Annotated in this window: 21 protein-coding genes; 9 read left to right on the top strand and 12 right to left on the bottom strand. The window is 54.0% G+C overall.

Going from position 1 to position 24,449, the window contains the following annotated elements:
* Positions 1 to 83: 83 nt before the first annotated feature.
* Both QET93_RS09700 and QET93_RS09695 read right to left on the bottom strand, forming a co-directional pair.
* Complete coding sequence (locus QET93_RS09700; RefSeq protein ID WP_280126017.1) at positions 84 to 512, bottom strand: DciA family protein; 429 nt, start codon at positions 510 to 512, stop codon at positions 84 to 86.
* 80 nt (positions 513 to 592) lie between these two features.
* Positions 593 to 826 carry a ferredoxin gene (locus tag QET93_RS09695; protein WP_280126018.1) on the bottom strand — a complete coding sequence of 78 codons (234 nt, stop codon included), beginning with the start codon at positions 824 to 826 and terminating at the stop codon, positions 593 to 595.
* Positions 827 to 973: 147 nt separating this feature from the next.
* Here QET93_RS09695 and lnt point away from each other — a divergent pair, with 147 nt between their 5' ends.
* Positions 974 to 2,896 carry an apolipoprotein N-acyltransferase gene (gene lnt / locus QET93_RS09690; protein WP_280132249.1) on the top strand — a complete coding sequence of 641 codons (1,923 nt, stop codon included), beginning with the start codon at positions 974 to 976 and terminating at the stop codon, positions 2,894 to 2,896.
* Positions 2,897 to 3,110: 214 nt separating this feature from the next.
* On the opposite strand, the gene rplT is transcribed toward lnt, so the two are convergent.
* From rplT to QET93_RS09675, 3 genes are all read right to left on the bottom strand, one after another.
* Complete coding sequence (rplT, locus tag QET93_RS09685) at positions 3,111 to 3,494, bottom strand: 50S ribosomal protein L20 (RefSeq protein WP_280126020.1); 384 nt, start codon at positions 3,492 to 3,494, stop codon at positions 3,111 to 3,113.
* 154 nt (positions 3,495 to 3,648) lie between these two features.
* Positions 3,649 to 3,858 carry a 50S ribosomal protein L35 gene (gene rpmI, locus QET93_RS09680; RefSeq protein ID WP_280126021.1) on the bottom strand — a complete coding sequence of 70 codons (210 nt, stop codon included), beginning with the start codon at positions 3,856 to 3,858 and terminating at the stop codon, positions 3,649 to 3,651.
* 98 nt (positions 3,859 to 3,956) lie between these two features.
* On the bottom strand, positions 3,957 to 6,095 hold the full coding sequence (locus QET93_RS09675) for an excinuclease ABC subunit UvrB (RefSeq protein WP_280126022.1): 2,139 nt from the start codon (positions 6,093 to 6,095) through the stop codon (positions 3,957 to 3,959).
* Positions 6,096 to 6,191: 96 nt separating this feature from the next.
* Between QET93_RS09675 and QET93_RS09670 the strand changes: the two genes are divergently transcribed.
* The 3 genes from QET93_RS09670 to QET93_RS09660 all read left to right on the top strand — a co-directional run bounded on the left by QET93_RS09670 (position 6,192) and on the right by QET93_RS09660 (position 7,458).
* On the top strand, positions 6,192 to 6,569 hold the full coding sequence (locus tag QET93_RS09670; RefSeq protein ID WP_280126023.1) for a hypothetical protein: 378 nt from the start codon (positions 6,192 to 6,194) through the stop codon (positions 6,567 to 6,569).
* A gap of 145 nt (positions 6,570 to 6,714) precedes the next feature.
* The gene (locus QET93_RS09665; RefSeq protein WP_280126024.1) at positions 6,715 to 6,972 is read left to right on the top strand and encodes a hypothetical protein; all 258 of its coding nucleotides are present in this window, start codon (positions 6,715 to 6,717) and stop codon (positions 6,970 to 6,972) included.
* 87 nt (positions 6,973 to 7,059) lie between these two features.
* On the top strand, positions 7,060 to 7,458 hold the full coding sequence (locus tag QET93_RS09660) for a hypothetical protein (RefSeq protein ID WP_280126025.1): 399 nt from the start codon (positions 7,060 to 7,062) through the stop codon (positions 7,456 to 7,458).
* A gap of 48 nt (positions 7,459 to 7,506) precedes the next feature.
* Here the strand turns inward: QET93_RS09660 and QET93_RS09655 are convergent, their stop codons facing one another.
* The gene (locus tag QET93_RS09655) at positions 7,507 to 9,012 is read right to left on the bottom strand and encodes an MATE family efflux transporter (protein WP_280126026.1); all 1,506 of its coding nucleotides are present in this window, start codon (positions 9,010 to 9,012) and stop codon (positions 7,507 to 7,509) included.
* Positions 9,009 to 9,680 (bottom strand): ubiquinone/menaquinone biosynthesis methyltransferase, encoded by a 672-nt coding sequence (locus tag QET93_RS09650; protein WP_280132247.1) that lies wholly within the window; start codon positions 9,678 to 9,680, stop codon positions 9,009 to 9,011. The genes QET93_RS09655 and QET93_RS09650 overlap by 4 nt, the downstream gene beginning before the upstream one ends.
* Before the next feature lie 132 nt (positions 9,681 to 9,812).
* On the opposite strand from QET93_RS09650, the gene QET93_RS09645 reads away from it, so the two are divergent.
* The 4 genes from QET93_RS09645 (at position 9,813) to QET93_RS09630 (ending at position 15,853) form a co-directional block, all read left to right on the top strand.
* The gene (locus QET93_RS09645) at positions 9,813 to 10,265 is read left to right on the top strand and encodes a DoxX family protein (protein WP_280132246.1); all 453 of its coding nucleotides are present in this window, start codon (positions 9,813 to 9,815) and stop codon (positions 10,263 to 10,265) included.
* Between the two features lie 110 nt (positions 10,266 to 10,375).
* Positions 10,376 to 11,002, top strand: coding sequence for a L,D-transpeptidase (locus QET93_RS09640; protein WP_280132245.1), 627 nt, complete (start codon positions 10,376 to 10,378; stop codon positions 11,000 to 11,002).
* A gap of 62 nt (positions 11,003 to 11,064) precedes the next feature.
* A complete protein-coding gene (locus QET93_RS09635; RefSeq protein WP_280132244.1) occupies positions 11,065 to 13,497 on the top strand; it encodes a penicillin-binding transpeptidase domain-containing protein in 2,433 nt (810 codons plus the stop codon).
* Between the two features lie 85 nt (positions 13,498 to 13,582).
* Positions 13,583 to 15,853 carry a hypothetical protein gene (locus QET93_RS09630; RefSeq protein WP_280132243.1) on the top strand — a complete coding sequence of 757 codons (2,271 nt, stop codon included), beginning with the start codon at positions 13,583 to 13,585 and terminating at the stop codon, positions 15,851 to 15,853.
* 132 nt (positions 15,854 to 15,985) lie between these two features.
* Here the strand turns inward: QET93_RS09630 and QET93_RS09625 are convergent, their stop codons facing one another.
* Positions 15,986 to 17,065, bottom strand: a complete 1,080-nt coding sequence (locus tag QET93_RS09625; RefSeq protein WP_280126032.1) for a M42 family metallopeptidase — start codon at positions 17,063 to 17,065, stop codon at positions 15,986 to 15,988.
* Between the two features lie 164 nt (positions 17,066 to 17,229).
* Between QET93_RS09625 and QET93_RS09620 the strand changes: the two genes are divergently transcribed.
* The gene (locus QET93_RS09620) at positions 17,230 to 18,267 is read left to right on the top strand and encodes a hypothetical protein (RefSeq protein WP_322189963.1); all 1,038 of its coding nucleotides are present in this window, start codon (positions 17,230 to 17,232) and stop codon (positions 18,265 to 18,267) included.
* Between the two features lie 41 nt (positions 18,268 to 18,308).
* Here QET93_RS09620 and QET93_RS09615 read toward each other — a convergent pair whose 3' ends face one another.
* From QET93_RS09615 to QET93_RS09600, 4 genes are read right to left on the bottom strand one after another with little or no spacing between them, the layout of a single operon-like run.
* Positions 18,309 to 20,519: a hypothetical protein gene (locus QET93_RS09615; RefSeq protein ID WP_280132241.1), complete on the bottom strand. Its 2,211-nt coding sequence runs from the start codon at positions 20,517 to 20,519 to the stop codon at positions 18,309 to 18,311.
* Positions 20,516 to 22,507, bottom strand: a complete 1,992-nt coding sequence (locus tag QET93_RS09610; RefSeq protein ID WP_280132240.1) for a BatA domain-containing protein — start codon at positions 22,505 to 22,507, stop codon at positions 20,516 to 20,518. Before QET93_RS09610 ends, QET93_RS09615 begins: the two co-directional genes overlap by 4 nt.
* A 22-nt stretch (positions 22,508 to 22,529) precedes the next feature.
* Positions 22,530 to 23,492, bottom strand: coding sequence for a M28 family peptidase (locus QET93_RS09605; RefSeq protein WP_280132239.1), 963 nt, complete (start codon positions 23,490 to 23,492; stop codon positions 22,530 to 22,532).
* 26 nt (positions 23,493 to 23,518) lie between these two features.
* Positions 23,519 to 24,424: a ParB/RepB/Spo0J family partition protein gene (locus QET93_RS09600; protein WP_280132238.1), complete on the bottom strand. Its 906-nt coding sequence runs from the start codon at positions 24,422 to 24,424 to the stop codon at positions 23,519 to 23,521.
* Positions 24,425 to 24,449: the final 25 nt, after the last annotated feature.

Genomic DNA, 24,449 nt, shown 5'->3' with positions numbered 1-24,449 from the left:
ATGGGGCGGAATGGAATGTGGCAGTTCAGCCAATTCAACCGCAATCTTGCAATCAGGCAAGGATTTTCCACGTCTTGCTGCGTTTATCCGATGCGGAAACGAACGGTTTGGACGGTATTGTGTCCGAATTCAGCTCTGAGCTTTTCCAGAAGGGCTCCCTGCCATTGCATCATGTGGTAGCGCATGGCCGGTTGGAGAACATGAATCGTGGCTATTCCCCTGGCGATGGAGACGAGTTCCGCCTGGCTGCCGATAAAGTCGCCGGCCGCCCGTTTCCAGCCTTCGCGGAGGGTTTCGGGATCTACAGACGGACCGTCCAGTGGGAGTTTGGAAAGCACTTCGGCCAGGATGTGTTCCATACTGCGCGGTTTCCGCATGTCTTCGGCGGATGTAACGCCGAACCAGTCGGCCATTGCCTGGTCCTGGTTGCGAAGTCCCGTGGAGCGGTAACGCCTCCTTACAGGGGAGGAGTCCGGATCGGAGGGGGATTTCTCTTGTGGATTTTCCGGCATGCGGGCGGTGACGAAAGAAGCCCGGTGGTTGTAGGCAACCTGCCGGGCTCCGGAATGAAACAGATCGAAATGCCGGTTTTTTATTCGCCGTCGTCGCCGATAGCTTCCACGGGGCAACCTTCCATGGCTTCCTCGCAGGCATTTTGTTCTTCTGCGCCGGTAGGTTGCTTGATGACGATGGAGTAGCCTTCGTCGTCGTTTCTGCCAAAGTTATTGGGGGCGGTTTCGCGGCACAGGTCGCAATCGATGCAGGAAGAATCTACATAGAACTTACCGGGAACATTGCCTTCGTTTTTGTCGTTTATATCAGCCATATTGATGATGAGTTAAGTGGTGAACGTTTTTACAAATTCAGTATTTGTTCGACTTTGGCAATCTTTTTTTGTTGCAGGGGGGGCAAGTATGAAAGAATGTTTGTGCCGGGACATCCGTTTCCGGACGTCTGCACGCGTTTGCCGCCTATGAAATCATCATTTCCATCCAGCCAGGATTCCGACCAGAATCATCAAAAAACAGGATTTTTCCCCGTCTGGGGAGGTCTTCTTCTGAGTCTCGTTTCCGGAGCTTTGATGTTTGCTTCATTCCCTCCGCTGGATCAGGGTGTTCTCATCTGGGTTTCCCTGATCCCTCTGCTAATTCCCCTTTGGTCAGGTCGCCCCAGGAAAGCTTGGAACGGACTGATTGTTTACGCTTTGTATGGATGGATCTTCGGCCTTGCCTTTTTTGGAGGAAGCCTCTGGTGGATCAACGAAGTAAGTACTCTTGGGTACGTGTTCCTAGTAATATTCCTCTCATTATATCCGGCTCTTTGGACGGCATTGATGGGGACGATTCTGCGCCCGGCATTCCGGCAGGAACCGCCTGCTGTCGCCGTGTCCTGGAAGGAACGCAAAGCAAAATGGGCGCAGTGGTGCGGGATTGACATGAAAGTGACCGTCAAGGCGGCTATGACGGGCGCCGCTCTCTGGGTCTGTACGGAATGGCTTCGGGGATGGGTGTTCACCGGATTCGGCTGGAACGGCATGGGCGTGGCGCTGTACAACGGACTTTCTTTTGCTCAGATGGCGGAATATGTCGGTGTGACGGCTTTATCCTTCATTCCGGCGATGGTGAATATCTGGCTGTGGTGTATTGGGCGTCGACTGGGCATCATGGTGCTGCGCGAAGGGCGGCGTACCGTGCCGTGGGATTTCTTTGCCATGACTCTATTCCTTGTCATCGTTTTCCTGTGGGGGATGATGCTTGCCAATGCGTATGCTCCTGGACAAAAGAATGAACGAGTGCTTCCTGTTCTTGCCGTTCAGCGTAATTTGACGCAGCAGTACAAATGGAATCCCAAGAACCGGGAGGCTATTTATTTGGAAATGGCCGAAGCTACGCGCGACGCTTGTTTGGAACTTCAGGAGAATTCCCTTCGCAAAGCCGATATTTGCGAAACTGTCCAGCTTGAACAGCCCACCTGGATCATTTGGCCGGAGAGTTCTCTGCCGACTTCATCCAATTTTTCCAGGGAAACGGGAGATTTGGTTGTTCCCGGCCAATACAATGAATGGTTTTTCAATTCCGACAGTCTGATGGGGCAGGTCCGCAAGGAAGTGCCGATGGATTTTATCCTGCTGACCGGCGCCGATGAGGCCTATTGGGATAAGAATCTGGAAAAAGCCGAGATGTATAACACCTTGATGGCTCTGGAAAGTGACTTTGATTCCCGGAAAACCTATCGCAAAATTCATCTCGTGCCCTTTGGAGAATACATTCCTTTTAGGAAGGAACTCCCAGTTCTGGAAAAGGCATTCGAGTTTTCAGCCGGGACACCCATGGGTAGCAATTTTACGTCTGGGGAATCTACCGATCCTCTTTCCCTGCCGATAGTACCGGGGAGCCTGGTTCATGTACAGGCCATTCCGACTATCTGCTTTGAAGATACGGTCGGCAGGCTTGTGAGGTTGTTTGCCCGCCCGGAAAGCCAGGTGATTGTCAATGTTACCAACGACGGATGGTTCAACCATTCCTGGGCTAACGAACAGCATTGGAGGAATGCCGCCTTCCGCAGTATCGAATTGAGGCGTTCCATGGTACGTGCCGCCAATACGGGGGTGAGCGTTGCTCTGGCTCCCAATGGCGCCGTGATAGCCGACATTCGCGATGCTGATGGCAGTCCCTTCCTGAAAGGCTACATGTATGCCCGTCTGCCCATTACATTCACCGGCATGACTCTCTATGCGTTGCTGGGAGATTGGGCGGTGGTTCTCTGTGGCCTCTCCATCCTGATTCTTCTCCTGCGCTACTGGAGGCACGGGAATAGACCTAATTCTGAAAACCGTGAAAAACCCGTCATTAAGGATGGAAAATTCGTCCGGTCTCCGGCGGCATCCGGGAAATAAAAGGGTTGTTTTTCAGGTCTCAAGCCAGGGGAGATGTCTTCCTTTGCCTTATCGAGGTTAAGGAGGGGAGGAAAATCACTTCTTTTGGGCTGGACTTTATTGCTGCTTGAGAATATCCGGCCTAAAAGGAAACGGGATATGGAACAAAGAAGTAGGGGGTCCCGTACATTACGTACGAAACCCCCTACTGTTAATTTTTTTCGTAGCAGTGTGATTAAGCGCGGAGGGATGCACCTTCCTTGGCTTCGATGGCGCTCTTCGCCTGGGCGAAGATAGCGTCAAAGGAGGCTTCGTCGGCGACGGCCAAGTCGGCAAGAACCTTGCGGTCAAGCTCGATGTTGGCAGCCTTGAGGCCTTCCATGAAGCGGGAATAGGTCAAACCGCGATCACGAACGGCAGCGGAGATACGAGCGATCCAGAGACGGCGGAACTGGCCCTTCCTTCTCTTGCGGTCACGGTATTCATACTGCCATGCTTTGTAGACGGCATCCTTGGCGTAGCGGAAGAGTTTGCTGCGGAATCCGCGGAAACCCTTGGCGCGCAAAAGAATACGCTTGCGGCGCTTACGGGAGGCCGGTCCATTTGTGGCACGTGGCATAGTTTATCTCTATTTCTATCTTGAACAGACTGTTCTTCCTCACCTCCTTGCAGTCTCGCCTGTTCTTATCTTCCTGACTTGGGAAGAAGGCTGCACGAAGGCCCCCCGTTCAGCGGGAGGAATGCCCGGTTGTTGCGAGCGTTTCTATGGTTCTTCAGTTGAAGGGCAGATTCTGCTTGATTGCCCAGACTTGCGTTTCATCCACGAGGGCAGCCTTGCCAAGCTGGCGCTTGCGCTTGCTGGATTTCTTCTGAAGGATGTGGCGCTTGCCTTGTTTGCGGCGCAGAACCTTGCCCGATCCGGTTACCTTGAAACGCTTGGCGACAGCCTTGCGTGTTTTGTTGATACCACCTTTGCGGGTCATGGTGGAAAAATTATACGCCTAAATTAGGTCTTGGCAAGACTAAAACGGTTAAGAAAAGATAAAGAAAAGAACTTTTTTTGTCCGGAAGGTGGGAAAAATCACGTCCGGGAAGTTCCTTGTTCCTTAAGTTGTCTGATTTGGTCGCGAATGATGGCGGCGCGTTCGAATTCAAGGTGGGCGGCAGCCTGGCGCATTTCTTTTTCCAGTTCTTCGATGGTAGGTGTGTCTCCGTATCCCGTTTCATCTTCGGCGACGCGGGAGGAACCTTCATCATCGTCCGCATAGAGTCTGAGCGGTCCTTGGACCGGACGGATGACGCCTTGCGGGACAATGCCGTGTTCAGTGTTGTAGGCTTGCTGGATAGAGCGGCGGTAATCGGTGAGCTCCAGCAGGCGGTGGATAGAGTCTGTGACGACATCGCAGAACAGGACGCATTCTCCGTGGATGTGGCGGGCTGCGCGTCCGGCTGTCTGGACGAGGGATGTTTCATTGCGCAGGAAGCCTTCCTTGTCGGCGTCGAGGATGCAGACGAGGGATACTTCCGGCAGGTCGAGTCCTTCCCGCAGGAGATTGATGCCGACGAGAATGTCGATTTTGTGCGCGCGGAGTTCCCGGAGGATTTCCACGCGTTCGACGGCATCGACGTCGGCGTGGATGTAGGAGACTCGCAACCCGATGCCTTTGAGATATTCCGTGAGGTCTTCCGCCGTTTTTTTAGTAAGGGTGGTGACGAGCACGCGTTCGTTTTTGGAGGCGCGGTCGTGGCAGAGTTCGATAGTAGCGTCGATTTGTCCTTTGAGGGGCTTGAGGGTAATGGTGGGCTCCAGCAGTCCGGTTGGCCGGATGATTTGTTCGACGATCAGAGGTGTCGATCGTTTGGTGGGGTCGAATTCTTCGATTGGCTGGCTCGTAGGGCTGGGGTTGACGCGGATGTCCTTGGGGGAATCGAACACGACGCCGCGGAAGTTTTCCGGGATGTCCGCTCCGCGTCTGTTGCGTTTGACGGGGATGAAGGTTTTGTTGTCCGGTCGGCAGTTGATGAGTTCGAACGGACCGGGGGTAGCCGAAGCATAGACGATCTGTTTTTGCCTCTCCATGAATTCCTCAAAACGCAGGGGACGGTTGTCCATGGCACTGGGGAGGCGGAATCCATGCTCAACGAGGACGGATTTGCGGCTGCGGTCTCCTTCGTACATGCCTCCGATTTGCGGGACACCGGCATGGCTTTCATCGATGAGCGTCAGGAAATCGTTGCCGAAAAAGTTGAGCAGGGTTGATGGAGCACTGCCGGGTAGACGTCCGGAGAGGTGGCGGGAGTAGTTTTCGATGCCTTTGCAGAAGCCGAGTTCCTGAATGAGTTCCAGATCGTATTCCGTACGCATTTTCAGTCGTTGTGCTTCGAGCAATTTATTCTGTTTTTCGAAGAAGGCGACCTGTTCGTCGAGTTCTTCGCGAATGTTGCGGATGGCGACGGCTCGTTTGTCGGGCGGAGAGACGTATTGCTTGGCAGGAAAGAAAGCGTAGGTGGGCAGGTGTTCTCGCACGCGTCCGGTTTCGGCGTCAATGAGGGAAATCCGGTCAATTTCATCACCGAAGAATTCTATGCGGACGGCTGTACCGTCGGATTCCGCCGGATAGACTTCCACGACTTCTCCGCGGACGCGGAACGTGCCCCGGTGGAATTCGAAGTCCTTACGTTCGTAAAGGCAGACGACCAGCTGCCTGAGGAAGTCGTCCCTGTCCATGATCTGGCCCTGTTTGATGGAGACGATGAGGTGGGCGTAGTCCTCCGGAGCACCCAGGCCGTAGATGCAGGAGACGGAGGCGACGACGATGACGTCCCGTCGCGTGATGAGCGATGTCATGGCACTGATGCTGAGACGGTCGATTTCGTCATTGATGGCGGAGTCTTTTTCAATGTAGGTATCCGTGCGCGGAATGTAGGCTTCCGGCTGGTAGAAATCGAAGTAGGAGACGAAGTACTCGACGGCATTGTCGGGGAAAAACCCCTTCATTTCCGAATGAAGCTGGGCTGCCAGCGTTTTGTTATGTGAAATAATGAGGGTCGGCTTGTCGACATGGGCAATGAGATTGGCCATTGTAAACGTCTTGCCACTCCCCGTAACTCCCAGCAGGCATTGGTGTTTGTTACCCGCATCCAGGGATTTGCACAGTTTGCCGATGGCCTGGGCCTGGTCTCCGGACGGGCGGTAGGAGGTGTCGAGGTGGAAGGACATGGCTTGAATGTCGGAAGGAGGCGGAGAGTGGTTAAGTGCATGCGGACACCCTTACCGTTTGACAAGAAAGTGCCGTCGGAGGCATACATAATGCCCATGTACATACCTACGCAGACGGAAAGGTACTCCAAACGATCGCTTCTGACGCTCATCCTTTGTGTCATGTCTCCGTCAGGCGTGTATGCCTATTTACTGGCCGACAAGATGCCGATGCCGGTGGACAGTATTCTGGGTTTGCTAAACATCTTCCTGTTTTTTACATATCCCCTGGCGTTTGTTTTTGCCAAAATCAGTCTTCCCTGGGTTGGAAGTGTGATTGCTTCCCTCTTGGTTCATGGCGGAGCCATCGCCCTGATTTATACGCGGAAGGAATGGACGGCTAAGAGAATGATCAGTCTGGCTATTTCTATAGGCATGGCAGACCTTCTTGTTCTTAAAGCCATTAACTCTATCGGAACTGTTGCCGGGAGCTGATCCGGGGTGAGCGATTGGTCTCTCCTTTTTTACGGGCACATATGGTTCTGCCGCTTGTTCTTCCGGAATGACCGGGAAACGAGATCGTTGATTTTTTCAGCAATGCATTGACACCTACCGGCCTCTGAGTAGTATCTCCGCAGCCGTGAACGAAAAGAAGGTACCATCCATCACATTGCCGACGCATGATTACGATATGATGTATAAGATGAGTAACCATGCCGTTGTCGGGGTCTTTCGTCAAAATGTCCTCCTGGTCAGGAACAGCAGTTTGACTACTTCCATCCCTCAGGAACACGATGCCTACGATGTCAAGCGCACGCCGGAACGTGTGATCGTGCGCGTGCTTCATAACGGTCAGGAAGTGTTCCAGTGTATTTTTACTCCTCCTTTTGACTATTGACCTCGCATTGCATTGAAGCGGGTTATGAATGATCCATTCAGAAAGTGCATCGGAATACTGACCGCGGGAATGTTGATGTCCTGCAGCATGGGAAGTTCCGATGGCGGAAGGTGGGAACCCGTAGCCGATGGCAAGCGCAGAGATCCTATTGATGCCGAGGAAGTGCTTTTGATGGATGAATTCCCATCCTGCCCCTATGTCCATGTCGGATCGTTTACTCCGGCGCCCGGTACGAATCCGCGTCTCAACATGGATTATAGCGATGCGGAGCGCGTCCGGTACTTTAAGAGCCGGGCGGCGGCTATGGGCGGCAATACGGTTGTCATCCTGGAACCCAGAGTCAATTACAAGTCTTCGTCCCGTGATGCGGGTACCCGAGTAGAGGTCATTTACGTTCGCGAAGAAGAAGGGACTCACGGCGGAGACGATATCGGTTCGTCATCAGATGTTGTGCCGATGAATGAAGAATTGATGCAAATCTACTGATTGCCCGCCATTCCCCTCTTTCTTCTCTTCGGGGGAAGGAGATATTCCTTACACCTTGAGATTAGTCCAGCTTTTCCCGCGGACAATCTTGTAGAAAATGAAACACTGCAGGGCAGATTCAGCCGCGAAGAGCAGCCAAATTCCCCACAAGGTCATGGTAGAGGGGAAGAAGGTGAACCAGAGCCATGTGACGAAGACGCGGAAGAATCCCATGACTCCGTAGGAAATGAGCATTACCCGCTTGGTGTCCCCGGCTCCGCGGAGCGACGACTTCATCACGATGCAGGCCGCGAAAAAAGGTTCCACCAGAATCATTGTCCGAAGAACGGGAATTCCCAAATCGATCATCTCGGGATTTCCCTTGGCGAAGATTTCGATGAATGGTCCGGGCAGGATAAAAAAGATCGCGCCAAGAACTCCCATGAATACGACGGCATACTTGATGCACTTCAGGATGGTGATGCGTGCCAGCAAGGCATTGCGGGCTCCCAGGTACTGGCCGACGAGGGTAGCGGCAGCCATGCCGATGGCAAAACCGGGCAGAAAGCTCATGGACTCGATGCGGATGGCGATGTTGTGTACGCCGAGGGCTCCCGGCATGGGGAGTTTGCTGATGATAGACAGGCAGAACATCTGAATGGCCCAGATGCCGAAGACCTCAATGGCCTGGGGAAGTCCGATGCGCAGGATGCGTCCCTGCATGTTCCAATCCGGCTTCAGGCTTTCTCCGTCCAAATGGATGGGCGGGACGAAGTTGTGTCCATGGGCGTGGGCCAGGGAGTCCAGGTCTGTCTCGGCCCTTCCTTCGTAGAGTCTGTTGCGGCGTTTGTAGAGGACGAGTATCAGGAAAATCAGGCTGGCGGCGAATCCGCACAAGGTTCCCGCCGCAATGCCTGCGATGCGCCATCCCCCCAGGGGAGCAGGGGCAAAAATGAAAATGAGGCCGAAGATGACGTTGAGCAATCCGGCCGAAAGCATGATGTTGAAGGGTAGACGCGTATCACCGGCTCCCCGGAGGGCGGCATTCAAGGCAAAGACAACTCCGCTGAATGGCGCCGTGAACGAGGCGATCGTCATGTACTGCATGGCATAGGCCTGGGCTTCCGGCGTCATGGTCAGGATGTACGTGACCATGATTTTGCTGGCGATGAGCATCAATCCGCAGGAAAGGACTCCGGCTATGGCTCCGAGGATACCGGCCTGGCAGGCGGCGTGGTTGGCCGTTCTGTATTCGCGGGCTCCCGTCATGCGCGACACGATAGCCGTCGATCCCATGCCGACGGCACCTTGCATGACGAAGCCAAGCCAGACGAGGAAAACGCTGGCTCCCATGCCATCGGCAATATACATGGTATCCTGCGCGTTTGTACCGATGGACGTAGCGATAAAAAGATCCCAGGAGGTGATAAAGAAGCTGATGACCTGTTCCAGGAACGGCCAGAAGGCAATCATCCAGATTTGCCGAGGAAGCGTGAGTCCCGCGAGTTTCCCCCCGAGACGTCCGCGGGTCATTTTACCGCGGATTACTCCTTCTCTTGCGTCGCCTGCACTCATGCTTCCCCCCTGTAAATGCTGGCTATTCCTCCGTTGAGCGGCTCAACGGAAACGTCGATGAATCCGGCTTGGCCGATCAGACGGCACATTGCCTCGCCGCAGGGAAAATCCTCAATGCTGCGGGCAAGATAATCGTAGGCTTCCCGGTGCCCTGTCATCCATCCGGCCACCATCGGCAGAATCCGGTGGAGGTACCAGCGGTACGGTGCGCGCAACAGCCCTGACGGCAGCGAAAAGTCGAGGATGAGCAGGTGGCCTCCCGGACGCAGCATCCGCTTCATTTCTTTCAGAGCGCCGGACCAGTCCGCCATGTTGCGGAGGCCGAAGGCGACGGTGACTGCATCGTATCCTTTGTCGGGGAAGGGCAGATCCATTGCGTCGGCGCAAACGATGTTGGCAACACCGCGGGCTGCCGCAATGTCGAGCATCGGCTGGCAGAAATCGGATCCGGTAATTTCCGTATCCGGCATGGCATGTTGCATGACCAGGGCCAGGTCTCCCGTTCCGGTAGCCAAATCCAGGAGCCTTGACGGTTTCCATTCCGAGACAATTTGAGCGACGCGGTTTCTCCAAAGAAGGTCAATGCCCATGCTCAGAACATGGTTGGTGGCGACATACCTGGGAGCAATGGATGCAAAGGCATTTTTGACAAACTCCGGATTTTGCATGGCGAGTAGTTCACATCGAAAAGAGGAGGGAATCAAGCGTGAATTCATTTTCTTTTCAACGAATTCTTTGCGGGGATTGTTTAACACTGAAATAATTCTATTTCTTATAAATAATCATACGGGGAAAATGACATGAAACCGGGATATCTCTTTGGAACTTGCCCTTGCGCCACATCTGCAGGACAATTATTGCTGCGTATCACTTTGGGGGGGGCCATGTGGCCTCACGGAGCCCAGAAGGTACTTGGATGGTTCGGTGGCGGAGGCCTTGATGCAACACTGTCCGCTTTTACGGGAGGCATGGGGATTCCCGCGCCCTTGGCCTGGATTGCCATCCTGACGGAATTTTTTGCTCCTCTGGCGATTGTGTCCGGGTTGTTGACACGTCTGGCCGCATTGGGATTGGCGATTACGATGGGCGTAGCCATGACGCACAATTGGGATCATGGATTCTTCATGAATTGGTATGGCAACCAGTCAGGAGAAGGTATCGAATATCAGATTTTGTATGTCGGCGCCGCACTTGCCTTAATGCTGATGGGGGCTGGAAAATATTCCCTGGATGCTCTGTTGGACAGGAAATAACTTTCCGGAACGCCCGTTGACTCCGTCCTGAGGGAAAATTCGAAGGGCGGAGGGTTCCGGGTAAAATCGGACTTGATTTTATTTCTCCTGCACGCTAAACGCGCGTCGTCATGCAATGTCGTTTTTTGACAAGTATTTTGCTCGTTGCTTCTGTATTGATGTGGGCTTCCTGCTCGTCGATGCAGGATAAGGCTGACCCGAACAGATTGCCTGATGGGCGCATAGGCGCAAGTTATCAGGATTTTCTCAATCGTTCCGACTATCGTGATACGCGCGACGTCTGGTACCATGACGAGCGCATTGAAAAGGCAAATACCGAAAACAGCAAAATCGTGGTGCGCCTGGGAGCTCAGCGCGGCGCTCTATACGTGAACGACGAGATTGCTATGGATTTTCCGGTTTGTACCGGGCGTTCCTCTTACGAAACCCCGAGGGGCAGTTTTCGCATTATCGAAAAAGTCCGGGATTACCGTTCCCGTTCCTATGGCAGCGTGTACAATGCATCCGGCGACCGCGTGAATTCCGATGCAACATCTTCGTCTCCCGTTCCCTCCGGCGGTAAGTTCGTTGGTGCTTCCATGCCTTTGTGGATGCGGATCAAAGATGGCTATGGTCTGCATGTTGGCCGTGTCCTGCGCGATGCTGATTCCCACGGATGCGTGCGCATTCCCCAGGAAGCTTGCAGTTATCTTTTTGAGAAGTGCGGGGAAGGGACGCGCGTTGTGATCGAGGACTGATGTTCGTCTGCAACAGGGTTTGGGGTTGAATTGCCCGGGTGCGTCTGCCATTATCATAAGTCATGTTACGGATGATTCCTACTCGTCTTGGCGTTGCTATCCTGTCGGCCGGGCTGTTGCTGTTCATGCCTGCGGCGGGAGCTCCGTCATCTTCCGTGAAACCGCAGCAGAACAAGCCTGCTCCTGTCAAACCGTCCGCGCATGACGATGATGAAGACGAGATCGTTTCGAGCGTCCGTCTGGATGATGACGGCAACAAGCAAGATACGGCGTCTGGGGAGAAGGAAGGCCTGGACGATTCCCCTTCTTTCGTTCCTATTCCCGATCAGGAACAGCGGGGTGATAACGATGGCGCTGGAAACGGAAAAAAAATAAGTATTTCCGGAGTCAAGGGGGATCAGTCCCAGGCTGCGACCGAATCCTACGCCAAAACCCGCACGTCGGCCCGTACGATGGCTTTGCTTATCCCTGCTCCGCGAGGTCAGATTCTGGATCGCAACGGGGAAGCCTTCGCCCAGACGAAAGTCGCCTATCAGCTTGCCCTTCGTTTCGGACAGTTTGAAAACGAAGACCGTGAGAATATTGTTCGTTTCGGGCGTTCCTGCCTTGAAAAAGCGCATCAAATTACAGGAAAAACCTGGGAATTTACCGATGAAAAATTGTGGCAGCATTACAAGGACCGTCGTTGGCTTCCCCTGCCTGTGACCAATGTAATTCGCGACGATGAGGCGGAGAAAATCCGTACCCAGGTGGACAAGGTGCGTGGTCTGGAACTCCTGCCCATTTACATCAGATATTACCCCGCCAAGGAAATGGCCGCCCACATTATCGGGTATGTCGGCTCCAAGGGAAAGTTGCCATCCGGGCCGATCAACCATATGGATCCCTTGTGGGAACAGACGGAAGGCCGCATAGGGCTGGAAAAGGAATATGATCATACATTGAACGGCAAGCCCGGTGTGTGGCGCCTCATGTTCGATGAAGATGGCAATAAAATTCTCGACGAACTTCAATCGCGTCCCAAGCCCGGCGGTTCGCTTGTGACGACTCTTAATCTCAGTTGGCAGAAGAAGGCGGAAAAGGCTCTGGGCAAGGGAGCCCGGCGCGGTGCCATGGTCGTCATCGATTGTAAGAGCGGTGAAGTCCTTGTGATGGCATCGACTCCATCGTATGATCCCAACCTGTTCATTCCCAACATATCCCAGAAAGATTTTGAGGCGTTGAGCACTCATCCTTCCAAGCCTCTTCTTTCCCGTGCCTTCCAGGGTAAATATCCTCCGGCATCTACCTTCAAGGTGATTACGGTGATGGCAGCTCTGAAATACGGCGTCATTGATGCCAATACGACAGTCAATTGTCCGGCATCCATCCAGATCGGCAAGCATACGTTCCGGAACTGGAGCAAGATTCCGGAAGGGTATATCAACTGTGTCCGCGCCCTGGCTAGGTCGAACAACATATTCATGGCGTTGACGGCTATGCGCTTGGGCAACACGTCCGTATCTTCGGCCAACAGGCTTTTGGATACGGCCCGGTTGTTTGGTTATGGTTCCAAGACCGGTTTGCCCATCCCGGATTACAAGGGGTTGGTACCGGATAGCGAATACATGATCCAGCGCCACCACCGTAACTTCATGTCGGGAGATGTTGTCAACATGTCGATTGGGCAGGGTGTGTTGCTGGCTTCCCCTTTGCAGGTTGCTCATGCCATGGCGGGTATTGCCAACGGCTACGGCCTTCCCAAACTTCATCTTGTCAAACAGATTCAAGATAGCAACGCCAATGTCATTTATGTGGCCAACCCGGAAATTCAGACTCCCCTGACCGAATATGCCAACGAGATTGCCGTCGTCCGCAAGGGTATGGATGCGGTGGTCAATGGAGAAGGTGGGACGGGCCGCCACGCTAGATTGTCTTATACGTCCATTGCCGGGAAGTCCGGTACGGCCCAGTGGGGGCCTGAGAAGGATGACTCCCGTTTGGCTTGGTTTGCCGGGTTCTTGCCAGTCGATAATCCTCGGTATGCCTATGCCGTGCTTTATGAAGGTCTTCCAGGGGAACGAATCGGCGGAGGCGCCAAGGCTGCCCCGATTGTGAAGGAATTTTTTGAAAGTGTGAAGGAAGACGTTAAGGCTGAGCTCAACCCGGAAACTGCCATTCCCGTTGCCGTGCCGGCGGATGAGCCCGACCCCGGGGCAGCCAAGCCTGCTTCCGGCATGGATGTTCCACCTATTTCTGCGGCTCAGTTATCCGAAGAGGTGGATGATTCCTCGGATTCCAACAAGAAGATGGTTCCCGTCAATCCTGGTTCCGCCTCTGTCCCGGCGGAAAATACAAGTCCCAGCATGTATCCCCAGCCCGGAGACCCGGATTATATACCCGGACTGCCCAGACAAATTCCCCGTAATTTGAGAAAATCCCCCGTTCCCGCAGAGGCTCCGAAGCCGGTAATGCCTCCTGTAGAAGACAATATTCCGGTGGCGGAGCCACTGTAGTCTGATTTCCGACTCTGGAAATTCCGGAAGAGGAGCGCAGAAGTTGTTTGCAACTTGATCCTGCTTGCTCCATATTGTGTGTAGTATGAAACTGCACACATACCGTTATCTTGCGGTCCCCTTTGCGGCGGCCTGCTGTCTCACTTCCTGTAAGGATGAAGGCCCGAAGGAACCTCCCGTGCCCCAGGCTCCCCAGGTTAAACCGGCTACTCCGGCGGAACGTTCCGCCAAGCTGGCTCTTTTGGATTTAGTCCCGGCGGAAAGTTCCTGTGTTTATGCCCTGTACGATATACCTTCCGTGGTGCAGTCGTTTATGGCATCCCATACGGGGGAGTACATCAATTCCGCCTCCCAGCTTAAGCAGGATGCTAGTCCTGACACGAGTGAAGAAGAAAATGCTGTCCCCGCAGAAACGGAAGTGGATACGACCAAGTTGATGGCCGGTGGTGACAACGCTTCTCCTGCGGCTCCGGTAACGGTCAAACAGAAAGTTTCCGTTCCTGTGAAGAATGTAGTGATTGCCGGAGGTTCGGACATGCCGGCCTTATTCACCAAACTGGCCCCTGTGCTACAAAAAGTGAGCGAAATTACACAGAGCCAGAATATCAATACGATGACGGATGGATTGTTCTCAGCTCCCGGAAAGTCTCTAAAGATGGATCCTGCTTCTATTCAGCAGCTCGTCTCTGCAGGACTTGAGTTGCTTGACAAGATTGATTTGGAATCAGAAACGGGAACCGCTCCTGTTTTCATTGCCGTGGAAATGGATGAGGAAGCCGCTACTCAAGTAAAGACATCTGTTGCCCAGTTGGGAATGATGGCCGGTATGATGAGCCAGGGAGCATTGATGCCGAGTACTGCGGAAACTGGCGGCGTATCGTTTTCCGGCGTCAAGCTGGATGGCCCCAAGGCCTCCAAGATGGTTGCTGCTGCCCTCGCCGGTAGCGGAATGGATGCAGCTACGGTTAACAAGATTATCAACAAGATTTCAACGGCCAAGCTGCATCTGCTTGTCGGTTTCAAGGGTAATGTCGGTATGGCAGTGTTCTGCTCCAATCCCAAGCAACTGACACTTCCTGCATCTCCCGCCGAATCCATCCTCGGTAAACAGGAATTTGCTTTCGTAGACGGACATTTGGATTCCCGGGCATTTTGCGTTTCATTTGCAACGTCCCCCCTCTTGAAATCTCTGATGGATATTTCCAAAGCCTATTCCCAAGGGCAGACGAATGGAGTTGTCAATGCATTGGTTACGGCCCAGCAAAAGCATGGTCTTGATAAAGCGAAAATCGATCAGATTTGCAGTGATATTAAGGCATTGAATGCCAGTGAACAGGCAATGTATGACTTCTGCGATGTGACACAGCCCGTATCTTTCTACTCCTGGTGGAACAAAGGATTGATGGGTGAAATCAAGACCGGAACCAACAATATTTACGATTGGAAACATTCCGCTGCTTCCATGAGCGGCCTGCTGAACGTGCCGGACAATGCCTTATCCATGGTTATTTCCCTGGCTCCCGATTACCAGAATGTGTTCATGAACCTTTGCGGTCAGGCTGGCGAATTTGCCTGGAATTCATTGGAGCTACTGGCAACGGTCAAAACGAACAAGGGCAAAGAGGTCAATGAATGCTGCAATGCAGTCAAACCGTTCGTGCCTTTGATCTCTTCGATTTGGAATGCTTCTCGCAAGGCCGATGCCGGGTATGAGCCTGCCCAGGGAATAGTCATGGACTTCAAGGGCATGCTTCCGAGTAACAAAGAGATTCCCGAAAGCTTCGCCAAGAATGCCCGTATTCCCCGCATCACTTCAATCGCTCGTGTGGCGGATATGTCCAAACTCTCCTCCGCATGGGCTGACGTCAGCAAGGCTTTGGAAGCCAACAAGGCTATCCTCCAGCCTCTGACCGGCAAGGTGGATCTCGCCAAGCCGACCGAAGAAAAAGGCCCGGATGGTCAGACCTTCTACTCCTATCCGATCCCGAATACGGGCAATGACTGGATGCCGGTTCTTGCCGTGAGTGACTCCCTGGTTGCCGCTAGTACCTCCCGCAACTTCATTGCTCCCGTCGTTCAGGCTTCCCTTCATCCCGATGCAAGTGCCATCGTGCCGACTGTATACGGTCCCTTGGGTGCGTGTATCCGCATGGATTCGGATCCGTGGGCGAAGTTTGCCGGCACTTGGGCTCAGACGATGGAAACGACAGCTCCGGATAGTGATATTGCCCGTAACTTGCGTACTGTCGCCGATGTGCTTAATGCCATCAGCAAGGATGTCAAAGGTATCCGCTATTCTGTTTCCCAGGAAGACGGCAAGATTGTCGAACGTTTCTATTTCGAAACCACTAAATAAAAGCAGTTTCGTGCCCGGAAGATTCCGGTCTAGACTCAATAAATGCAAGGGTCATCGGTTGTTCGCCGATGACCCTTTTGAATTCATGATTGATTATTGAGCCAGGAAAGGCCGGTGAATAAAACCGGGCTTTTACTTGCCGAGGGAATAACGGAAGTCGTCGCTCTTTTTCAATGACTTGATGAAGCCGTGGAGTAACTCTACCGTGGCGTCCACATCATCAAGGTCGGCCGTTTCTACCGGAGAATGCATGTAGCGCAGGGGAATCGAAACGAGGGCGGATGGAACCCCTTCCCTGGAGATGAAGATGGAATCCGTATCCGTCCCCGTGCAACGGCTTGATGCTTCAAACTGGACGGGTATGCCGGATTTGTCAGCGGCCAGTTCCAGCCGTGCCGTGACGTTGGGATGGTTGGCTGTACCGAAGGTGAGGGCGGGACCTTTACCAAGTTTGATATCGCCGTACCTGTCCTTGCTCAGGTCGGGGGAATCGGTAGCATGAGTGACATCCAGGCAGATAGCTGCATCCGGCCGGATTCTGAACGTGGCCATAGTAGCTCCATGACCACCCACTTCTTCCTGGACGGCATTGAGAAGTACGAGGTTCCAAGCAAGTTCCTTTTTGGACTTTTTCAATTTTCTGGCCAGTTCGGAGAGGATGAACCCGCTGATGCGGTTGTCCAAGGCTCGGCAGACGAGTTTCTTGCCGTTCATCAACATGGGACCATCGCAATAGACGCCGATGTGGCCGACCCGCAGGCCCATTTCTTCCACTTCCTTGGCAGACGATGCTCCGACATCGACAAAGATATCCCATGTTTTCGGGACGGTATCCTCGCCGCCACGCAGGTGGATAGCCGTGTTGCCTGTAATCCCGACGACTTCTCCTTGAGTCCCCATGAAACGGATGCGCCGTCCGCGGGCGATGGCGATGTCGGAGCCACCCACGCGTTCGACTCGGAGGAAGCCTTCCGGTGTAACGTAGCGGATCATGAAGCCGATTTCGTCGGCATGTGCTTCAATCATGAGGGTAGGAGCCTTGGCGTCTTTCGCGAAGAATTTGGCCCAGGTGCTGCCGTAGGCATCGCATTCGACTTCATCCGCGTACTGTTCCAATTCCTGCGCCCATACTTTTTGTGCTTCGAATTCAAGCCCGGTAGGGCTCGGCGTTTCCAGCAATTCCGTCAAAAATTCCATACTTTCATCATTCATAACAAAATGGGTGGTTGTTCCCGGGAAACTCTTGATGGAGATCCCAAAGGGACTTATAGGATATTTTCCTCATGTCGACAAGGAATGAACGTGGAATATTGTGCGGAATGAATCTCCTTGACAGGAAAATCAGGAGATGTGCAGTATAGAAAAATACGATGAATATGATGAAATATCCGGTTGCCGTCCTCTCCATGTTCGGCGGATTTGTCTGGGCGTCAGGCGGCGATAGTGTAGACAATGTCCCCCAGGAAGCTCTCGGCGTGTACGAAGCCTATACCAAGGCCAGCAATGCGATGATTAACCGTGCCCGGGAAGAATACAAGACGAGGTTGAACCAGTTTCTCAAGGCAAAAATGAAAACGGACGACTGGGATACTATGATCCAGATCAAGAAGAAGATCAATCAGTTGGATCAGCCGGGAAATATTGATGTTCAGGAGGAAAAAGAGTCTCGAGTGGCAATTCCTGGAGTATGGGGAGATTATAAAAACAATCTGTATTGGCTGGACAACGACAATACTCTTGTCGAGCATTTGCCCGGTAAACAGGTGAACAAAACGCCTGAAGTGATGGATCCTGCGAAATCATCGGCCGATTATATTGTCTTTCAAAACTCCGATGCTAAGCGCGCGTGGATACGGATTGATGAAAAAACCTTGGGTGTGTTTTCCCGCTGGGGTGTAACGATTCTCAACCTGCAGGCGGACAAGGAAACGGGAAAACAGGATATCCTGGCAAGGTTGGAAAATGAATACAAGGCGAATTGCAAAAAGTATTGCAGACCATTGTCCGCCAAGTACATCAATGAACTGGAGAAAATCCGCATCAAGCTGGTGAATGAAGGACGGATGGATGACGTATTTACCCTACATGAGATGATTAATAAGGAAAAAACTCAATTTTCTTCAATGGCGCCGGTCACGGGTAAATGGCCCGCCAATCAATTCGTGGGAACCTGGCAGGGAACCGGGAAGAAGGAAATTTTCACGATATCTCCTGATGGCAAGGTCGTTTGCTCTTCGCCGGGAAAGAGCGCGAACATAAGCTATTCCTACGTTACATCGTCTCCCCATGGTTTTTGCCATACGTTCAAATCCTCTGATGGCAAGGTGCGTTATTTTTGCATTCTGGACGGTAAGTTGTTTGTTTTTACGAATAGCAATGAACTTGACCGACAGACTTATGAGAAGATCCGTTAATCGATAATCCTCCCACTGTTGGGTGGGCGGAGAAGGGAGGATCAGATCATTCCGGCCCGTTTTCTGGCAATCCAGAAGATTGTGAGCAGGGCAATGAACGTTCCGAGAACCCAGGGATTGTTCCAGAGGGGGATGACGCGGAGCTGCGCGGTCAGCGGAGGCAGGCGGCGAAGGAGCTCCGGGAGGTTGCGGAGCTGGTCGTCGGAATCTACGAATACTCCTCCGGTGACGGAGGCCATTTCTTTGAGTAGGGACAAGTTGGCGGGCAGCCCGGTTTTTTCCCGGATTACCCGGGATGTGGGGAAGGTGAGGCTTTGGGAGTGATCGGGGGCATCCGCACAGAAGCAACGGACGGTCCATTGGCCTGGCTCGTCGATTTTAAAGCTTCCGCCATAGGAACCCCAGGTGTTTTCCAAGGGACGGAGCTGGATGCGGCTGGTGTTGCCGTTTGGTCCGGTAATATCGGCCAGGATTTCACCATTGCTCATCGGGGAACCGTAGGTGTCCGAGGCCATAGCCGTGAGGCTGACGGTGTCACCCGGTTCCGGTATTTCCGGAACGGCAAAAAGACGAAGACGTGAACCTGCAGAGATATTGCGGCGGTAGCTCATCCATCGCGCCACCTGGCTCCAGAATCGGTAGTGGTATTTGTCCTCGACCCCGCGGCGCCAGCGCCAGGCGGAATCCGTTCCCATGAACAGGACTTTCCCGGTTCCGGCTGGCTGGGTAACGAGTAGAGGCAGGCGGCCATACGCATTGTTGGCGGAGGAATGGACGGCCAGAACCTGGACCCCGGCCTTGGCTCTTTCTACCGGAGCGTACCAGTAGAAACCGGGGAGGCTGCGCCAGATATCTTCATTGTCATTTTTGTTGTCCGAGAGGAGAGTCAGGAGGGATTCCTTGCCTTCGGGGGTCAGAACGAGGGGGGATGGCTCGTACATGCGTGTTCCCTTGGGATGCGAGGTATCAAGGATGACGGGCATGAGTTCTCCCAGTGGAGATTCGAGGAGTTGCATCTGCCTGCCCTGAGGGCCTGGGATGAAGATAAGTCCGGAGGCCCTGTTTTCCACAAGTCCTTTGAGGAGTTCCGCCTGTTTGACGGTGAGCCCCTTGTCTCCGATGCCGACGTCTCCGAGGAAGATGACATCGTAGGAGGCGAGTTCGTTCAGGCTTTCCGGGAAACGCTCCAGATAGTTTTCTCCTTTGCCCGGATGGAGCAGGCCGGGGAGAAAAAGGAGAGTATGCACTTCGACGGAAGGATCTCGCGACAGGGCGTTGCGGATAAAGCGGTATTCCCAGCGCGGGAGAGTGTCGATAACGAGTGCCTTGATCGTTTCCTGGCGCCCGTTGATGGTGAAATCGAAGGAATTGTTTTCACGATCCGATTCACCGGGGATGGGAGAGACTGCCAGGCGAAGGCGTTCCGGGCCTGTTTTTGTAATTTTCCAGAGGGCTGAAGCAGCTTGTTCATGTCCCGATTCGAGGTGAAGGGATTGCGTCTTTTTGATTCCTGTGTCAAGGGATTCCAACGTAATACTCAAGTCGGCGTCATTTGGCATGGAACTGCGTACAGTGAAGGGTATTTGGACATGTTCTCCCACAATTCCATAACCTGGGATGCGGGGTTCCGCCAGGGCAATATCGGGCAAAGCCCTCTCGGAACCGACTGGTACTGCAATGAGCGGGATTCCCTTCTGACGCATCTTCTGGGCTGCGACGAGAGGCAGGGAGTCCGCATTATGGGAACCATCCGTAACAAGGACGACAGCCCGTACATTATCGGCGGATTGAAGGATGTCCTCCAGTGGTCGGGAAAGATCCGTTCCGTCCGGAAGGTGATCCACGGCATCGGACTGACCGGAGAATTCGATGGGGAGAAGCTGTGTTCCATCCGGCAATTGTCCCTGGAGTCTGCCGGCGATGATATGTTGTGCCCGTTCCTGCCGGGAAATGACTTTTCCTCGTCCTTGGGAAACGTCTCTGGTCTGCATGGAGGCAGAGGCATCCCGCAGGACGGGAATGACGGGGTGAGGGGAAGGAGGCGTCTCTTCTACCAATTCCGGTTGGAACAGCAGGATGGCCATAGATGTGATGATGAAGAATCGTAATGCTTCCAGTAGGGCGATACCCGTACCGCGCCTGCGTTTCCAAGCCAGAAGGCATAGCATGGCCGCCGTACCCACGATGACCGGGACGGTCAGAGATGAGAACCATGTGGGATGGAAGACGAGGTGCATGGAAAAAATGTTCATGGGTGCCGGGAACGGTGTCTTCCGGATTTGGTAGATACGGGAAGCTGGAGAATGGCTTCGGCGAGCAGACAGAAGAGGGCCAACAGAAGGCAAGGCTTCCAGATCTCGACAGCAAGGGGAGGTTCGCTGCCGTGGATACCCAGGAGGCTGGTATGAAGCCCTTGGAAGATGGATGAAAGAGCGTCGTTTTGCAATTGCTCCTTCGTCAATTCTCCCGGTGGGATGTTGGTGCTGAAATTTCTTTCTCCCATGCGGTATATTCCTGCCATGATCCAGGGAGAGATGCGGCCTTCCGGGGGAGCTTTGTCATCCAGCCTTTGAGGATTGCTTTCGTCCGGTGAGGGCTGGAGTCTGTCATCGGCAACGTGAAGTGAGAGCTGGGGCAGGAAACGGTCTGCTCCCTGCCTGGCGAGGCGCTGGATGACGGGAAGGAGGAGATGACCGTCAGCCAGATTGGACCAGGTATAATCGGGTGCTGTTGCGAGGAAGTAGGCATCTCCTTCTCCATTGGGGATGTGCAGCAGGGCGACGCTGCCGTCGTCCCAAGTGGCGATGGTCTCACCCGTACCGTGGATGGGCGCGCGGACAATGGCCCTGACTCCGGATACCGGAAGAGGATTTTTGTCCCTGCCGTTGCGGAGGATGCCCGATTCGCGATCCCAGGCGGTGATGCGAAAATAGGTGTCTTCCGGCGCCTGTTCCCGGGGCAACCAGGTAACTTCGAGGAATTTCCTTTCTTCCGCATTCTTGGGATCATACACGGGAGGAAGGAAAAGTATGGTGCCGCCGTTTCTGGTGTAGGCATCAAGGTTGGCCGTTTTGTTGTCTTTGGGGAACGGTCCCTGCCAGATGACGAGAGGCGTTTTATCCAGAAGAAGCGGGAGTCTGACTGGCAGTAACGTGGAGGAAGCTTTCATGCCTTCGATACCGGGTGGAGCTGCCATGTTAGTGAGGATTCCGGCAATGTCCGGGGTCTGCGCCATGATTTCCACCCGGATTTCGGGGGGAGGCGAGAAGACGAAATAGGCTGTATTGTCCCTGGGCTGGCTGTCATCCGGTAAACTCAAGTATCCGAAACCGGATTCCATGCCGGGCGGCAGGGGGATTTTGCGGGTAAGTCGCGTGGAGGTGCCGGAGACGGAGATGTTCAATTCGGTTCTGATATTGTTGAGGGAGAGGACGAGGGGAATCTGTTCCCGGTCCTTGTCTCCCGAATCGTACCGGGTGACCGTAAAGTCGAGAATGAGGGCATTGTCTTCCCGGACGGCGTCATGGATGCGGATGCCGCGATTGGACGCCGGCCTGTCTCTGAGGGCGAGGATGCGGATACTGGGCGGGTTGGGAAGAGCGGCTAGCGATGAACGGACATATTCCCAGCGGTGCGACGTAGGCATCCAGTCGGAAATCTGCATGTCGGACGCTACCCATATTTCCGTTTTGCCGCCAGGGGTGTCCTTAAGAAAATCAGCCGCCTTCATGAAAAGACCGGGGATGTCCGATGCAGTATCCGTCGTGGATGTGGACGAACTGCCTGCAAGGGCTTCGGGGGTTGGGATTTCCTGCAATTTCCACGAGACGGAATCCAGCATGATGAGGCGTGCTCCTTTGAGGGTTTCCATGGTTTCCGCAATGACGGGCGGGATGGCCTGCTGGAGGCTTGTTGTTCCATCGCTTCGTGTTCCCATCGAGGCGGAACGGTCCAAAATTAACAGGACTCGCTGGACACCGGACGATTTGAAACCCAGGAAGGGGCTGAGGAGAGGCTGCGCCATGGCGGCAATCAGCAGGAGAAGAGCCAGCATGCGGAGGCACAGGATGATGTAATGCCGGATTTTCCTGCCTCCATGCGTTTCACGGGTCGCTTTCAGGAGAAACTCCATGGCTGCCCATGGCCGTGAACGGTGTCTCCACAGGTTGATCAGGTGGATCAAAACCGGGATGGCTACTGCCGGAAGAGCCCAGAACAACCATGGATCCGTGAATGACATAAACGGCAGCGGGGACTGGTTCTCAACGAGGGTACGGGGAGCCGGGGGACAGAAGCTTGTCGCACAGGTAAAGCGTCATGCGTCCTGTTTGGTGAAGGGAATCCGCCGAAAGGATATCCGGACTGTCGTGCGCAGTGTGCCACCAGTTGCCTTCGCTGAAATCATCGATGATATTGATGGTGGCTACGCCGTGTTCCTGAAAGGGAGCGTGGTCGTCTATAATGGTTGTACTGGCGACTCCCCAGGAACGAGACGGCAGTTTCAGGTCGTCGATGGCGCGGGAGTAGAGCTGGTAGAAAGGCAGGGGGGTATCGGAAGGGATGCGGATTCTCATACCCTGGCGTCCGACCATGTCCAGATTGATCATCCAGACCGGAAGGGAATCCCGCAGGGTGCCGGCATAGTAGCGTGATCCGTACAAACCGTCTTCCGGCGTGATGTGGCGGCCGAAACTTTCCTCTCCGTCGAAGAAAACAAGTTCTATGCGGGAGGCATGTCCAGGTGTTCCGGCAAGGATTCGGGAGAGTTCAAGCAGGGCTCCGGCTCCGGAAGCACCATCGTTGGCTCCCACGAAACCGGGGATTTCCGTTTTGGTATCGATGTGGCAGGAGACGATGCCGTCAGCGGGCCTGGAGAAGTCCGCCTTGTTGCCGAATCTGGCCCGAAGGTTGACGAAGTTTTTTTCTCCGGACGGGGTGGGGGATGTGAAGCGTTGTTCCTGAACGCTCCAACCGTGCCGGGCAAGTTCGTCCTTGAGATAGGCGAGTTGCCGGGCTGCTCCCGGAGAACCCGGATGGCGTTCTCCGAAGGAAACGATCTTCAGAGAGTGGAAGAGGGCGTTATCACCGGAAAATTCGGGGGAATCGACAAGTTTTTCCGGGGCGTTGCCGGCATTCGGTGCAGCAGTAGCCGTGACGAGTCGTTCTTTCTGTTCACAGGCAAACAGAAGGAGGAAGAGGATGCAGGTAAGGATGCGGTTCGTCATGGCGAGGCCTTTTTTCCTCCGTTGTATTACCGGGATGAGGGGAATACGTCCGGATCCATTTCAATGCCTAAAAGTTCCAGAATGCGCATGAAGTCACTGCGGTCGGCATAGGAAATTTCGATGGTTCCCTTGGCTCCGTGAGACGAAATGTTGACTGGTGCCGAAATCTGGCGGGAGAGGTACGAGCAAATCTTGCGGTAGCCCGGGCTGGCCGGTTTACGGGAGGGAGGAATAGGGTCTGGAGGGTTGAGATACGTTTGGACGGCTTTCTCGATTTGGCGCACGGTCCAGGATTTCATGACTGACTCCTGGGCTAGTTTACTCTGGTCAGCTTCGTTTTTGACACCGAGGAGGGCCTTGGCATGGCCGACGCTGAGTGAACCGTCGGCGAGCAATTTCCGAGCGTCTTCGTAGAGATCGAGCAAGCGGATGCTGTTGGCGACGGAGGCGCGGGATTTTCCGACCCGCTGGGCGATGTCTCCCTGCTTGAGTTTGAATTCGTTTTTGAGCCGGAGGTAGCCGGATGCTTCTTCAAGAGGGCTGAGGTTTTCTCGCTGCAGGTTCTCAATCAACGCCATTTCGAGAACGTCGCGGTCGGAGGCTTCGCGGATGATGGCCGGGACGGATTCAAGTCCGAGGGAAGCAGAAGCACGCCAGCGGCGTTCTCCGGCAATGAGTTCGTAGCCGGAATCCTTGCGCCGCACGATCAGGGGTTGGATGATACCGTGTTCGCGGATGGATTCTCGGAGTTCTTCCAACTGGGCTTCGGTAAAGACGGAACGTGGCTGGAGTGAACTGGGATGGATGCTGTCGAGAGGCAAATGGTGTACAATATCCCCCGGTTGTTTAACAGATAAACTGTCAACAGATTCCTTCGAGCTCTGCTTTGTAATGAGAGCGCCCAGTCCTTTACCAAGTGCGGGTTTCGGCATAGCCCGGGCAGTATAGAAGAAGTCG

Source organism: Akkermansia sp. N21116 (genome assembly GCF_029854705.2).
In the GTDB taxonomy this organism is placed as follows: Bacteria; Verrucomicrobiota; Verrucomicrobiia; order Verrucomicrobiales; family Akkermansiaceae; genus Akkermansia.
The sequence above is the reverse complement of the archived record's forward strand: the minus strand, read 5'-3'. Positions and strand labels throughout refer to the sequence as shown.

Bases quoted from the DNA above. Each gene is read 5' to 3' on its own strand.
- QET93_RS09650 (WP_280132247.1), bottom strand. From the start codon at position 9,680: ATGCAAAATCCGGAGTTTGTCAAAAATGCCTTTGCATCCATTGCTCCC.
- QET93_RS09645 (WP_280132246.1), top strand. From the start codon at position 9,813: ATGAAACCGGGATATCTCTTTGGAACTTGCCCTTGCGCCACATCTGCA.
- rpmI (WP_280126021.1), bottom strand. From the start codon at position 3,858: ATGACCCGCAAAGGTGGTATCAACAAAACACGCAAGGCTGTCGCCAAG.
- QET93_RS09600 (WP_280132238.1), bottom strand. From the start codon at position 24,424: ATGCCGAAACCCGCACTTGGTAAAGGACTGGGCGCTCTCATTACAAAG.
- QET93_RS09610 (WP_280132240.1), bottom strand. From the start codon at position 22,507: ATGTCATTCACGGATCCATGGTTGTTCTGGGCTCTTCCGGCAGTAGCC.
- QET93_RS09655 (WP_280126026.1), bottom strand. From the start codon at position 9,012: ATGAGTGCAGGCGACGCAAGAGAAGGAGTAATCCGCGGTAAAATGACC.
- rplT (WP_280126020.1), bottom strand. From the start codon at position 3,494: ATGCCACGTGCCACAAATGGACCGGCCTCCCGTAAGCGCCGCAAGCGT.
- QET93_RS09615 (WP_280132241.1), bottom strand. From the start codon at position 20,519: ATGAACATTTTTTCCATGCACCTCGTCTTCCATCCCACATGGTTCTCA.
- QET93_RS09635 (WP_280132244.1), top strand. From the start codon at position 11,065: ATGTTACGGATGATTCCTACTCGTCTTGGCGTTGCTATCCTGTCGGCC.
- QET93_RS09670 (WP_280126023.1), top strand. From the start codon at position 6,192: ATGTACATACCTACGCAGACGGAAAGGTACTCCAAACGATCGCTTCTG.
- QET93_RS09700 (WP_280126017.1), bottom strand. From the start codon at position 512: ATGCCGGAAAATCCACAAGAGAAATCCCCCTCCGATCCGGACTCCTCC.
- QET93_RS09605 (WP_280132239.1), bottom strand. From the start codon at position 23,492: ATGACGAACCGCATCCTTACCTGCATCCTCTTCCTCCTTCTGTTTGCC.
- QET93_RS09640 (WP_280132245.1), top strand. From the start codon at position 10,376: ATGCAATGTCGTTTTTTGACAAGTATTTTGCTCGTTGCTTCTGTATTG.
- QET93_RS09630 (WP_280132243.1), top strand. From the start codon at position 13,583: ATGAAACTGCACACATACCGTTATCTTGCGGTCCCCTTTGCGGCGGCC.
- QET93_RS09660 (WP_280126025.1), top strand. From the start codon at position 7,060: ATGGGAAGTTCCGATGGCGGAAGGTGGGAACCCGTAGCCGATGGCAAG.
- QET93_RS09620 (WP_322189963.1), top strand. From the start codon at position 17,230: ATGATGAAATATCCGGTTGCCGTCCTCTCCATGTTCGGCGGATTTGTC.
- QET93_RS09695 (WP_280126018.1), bottom strand. From the start codon at position 826: ATGGCTGATATAAACGACAAAAACGAAGGCAATGTTCCCGGTAAGTTC.
- QET93_RS09675 (WP_280126022.1), bottom strand. From the start codon at position 6,095: ATGTCCTTCCACCTCGACACCTCCTACCGCCCGTCCGGAGACCAGGCC.
- QET93_RS09625 (WP_280126032.1), bottom strand. From the start codon at position 17,065: ATGAATGATGAAAGTATGGAATTTTTGACGGAATTGCTGGAAACGCCG.
- lnt (WP_280132249.1), top strand. From the start codon at position 974: ATGAAATCATCATTTCCATCCAGCCAGGATTCCGACCAGAATCATCAA.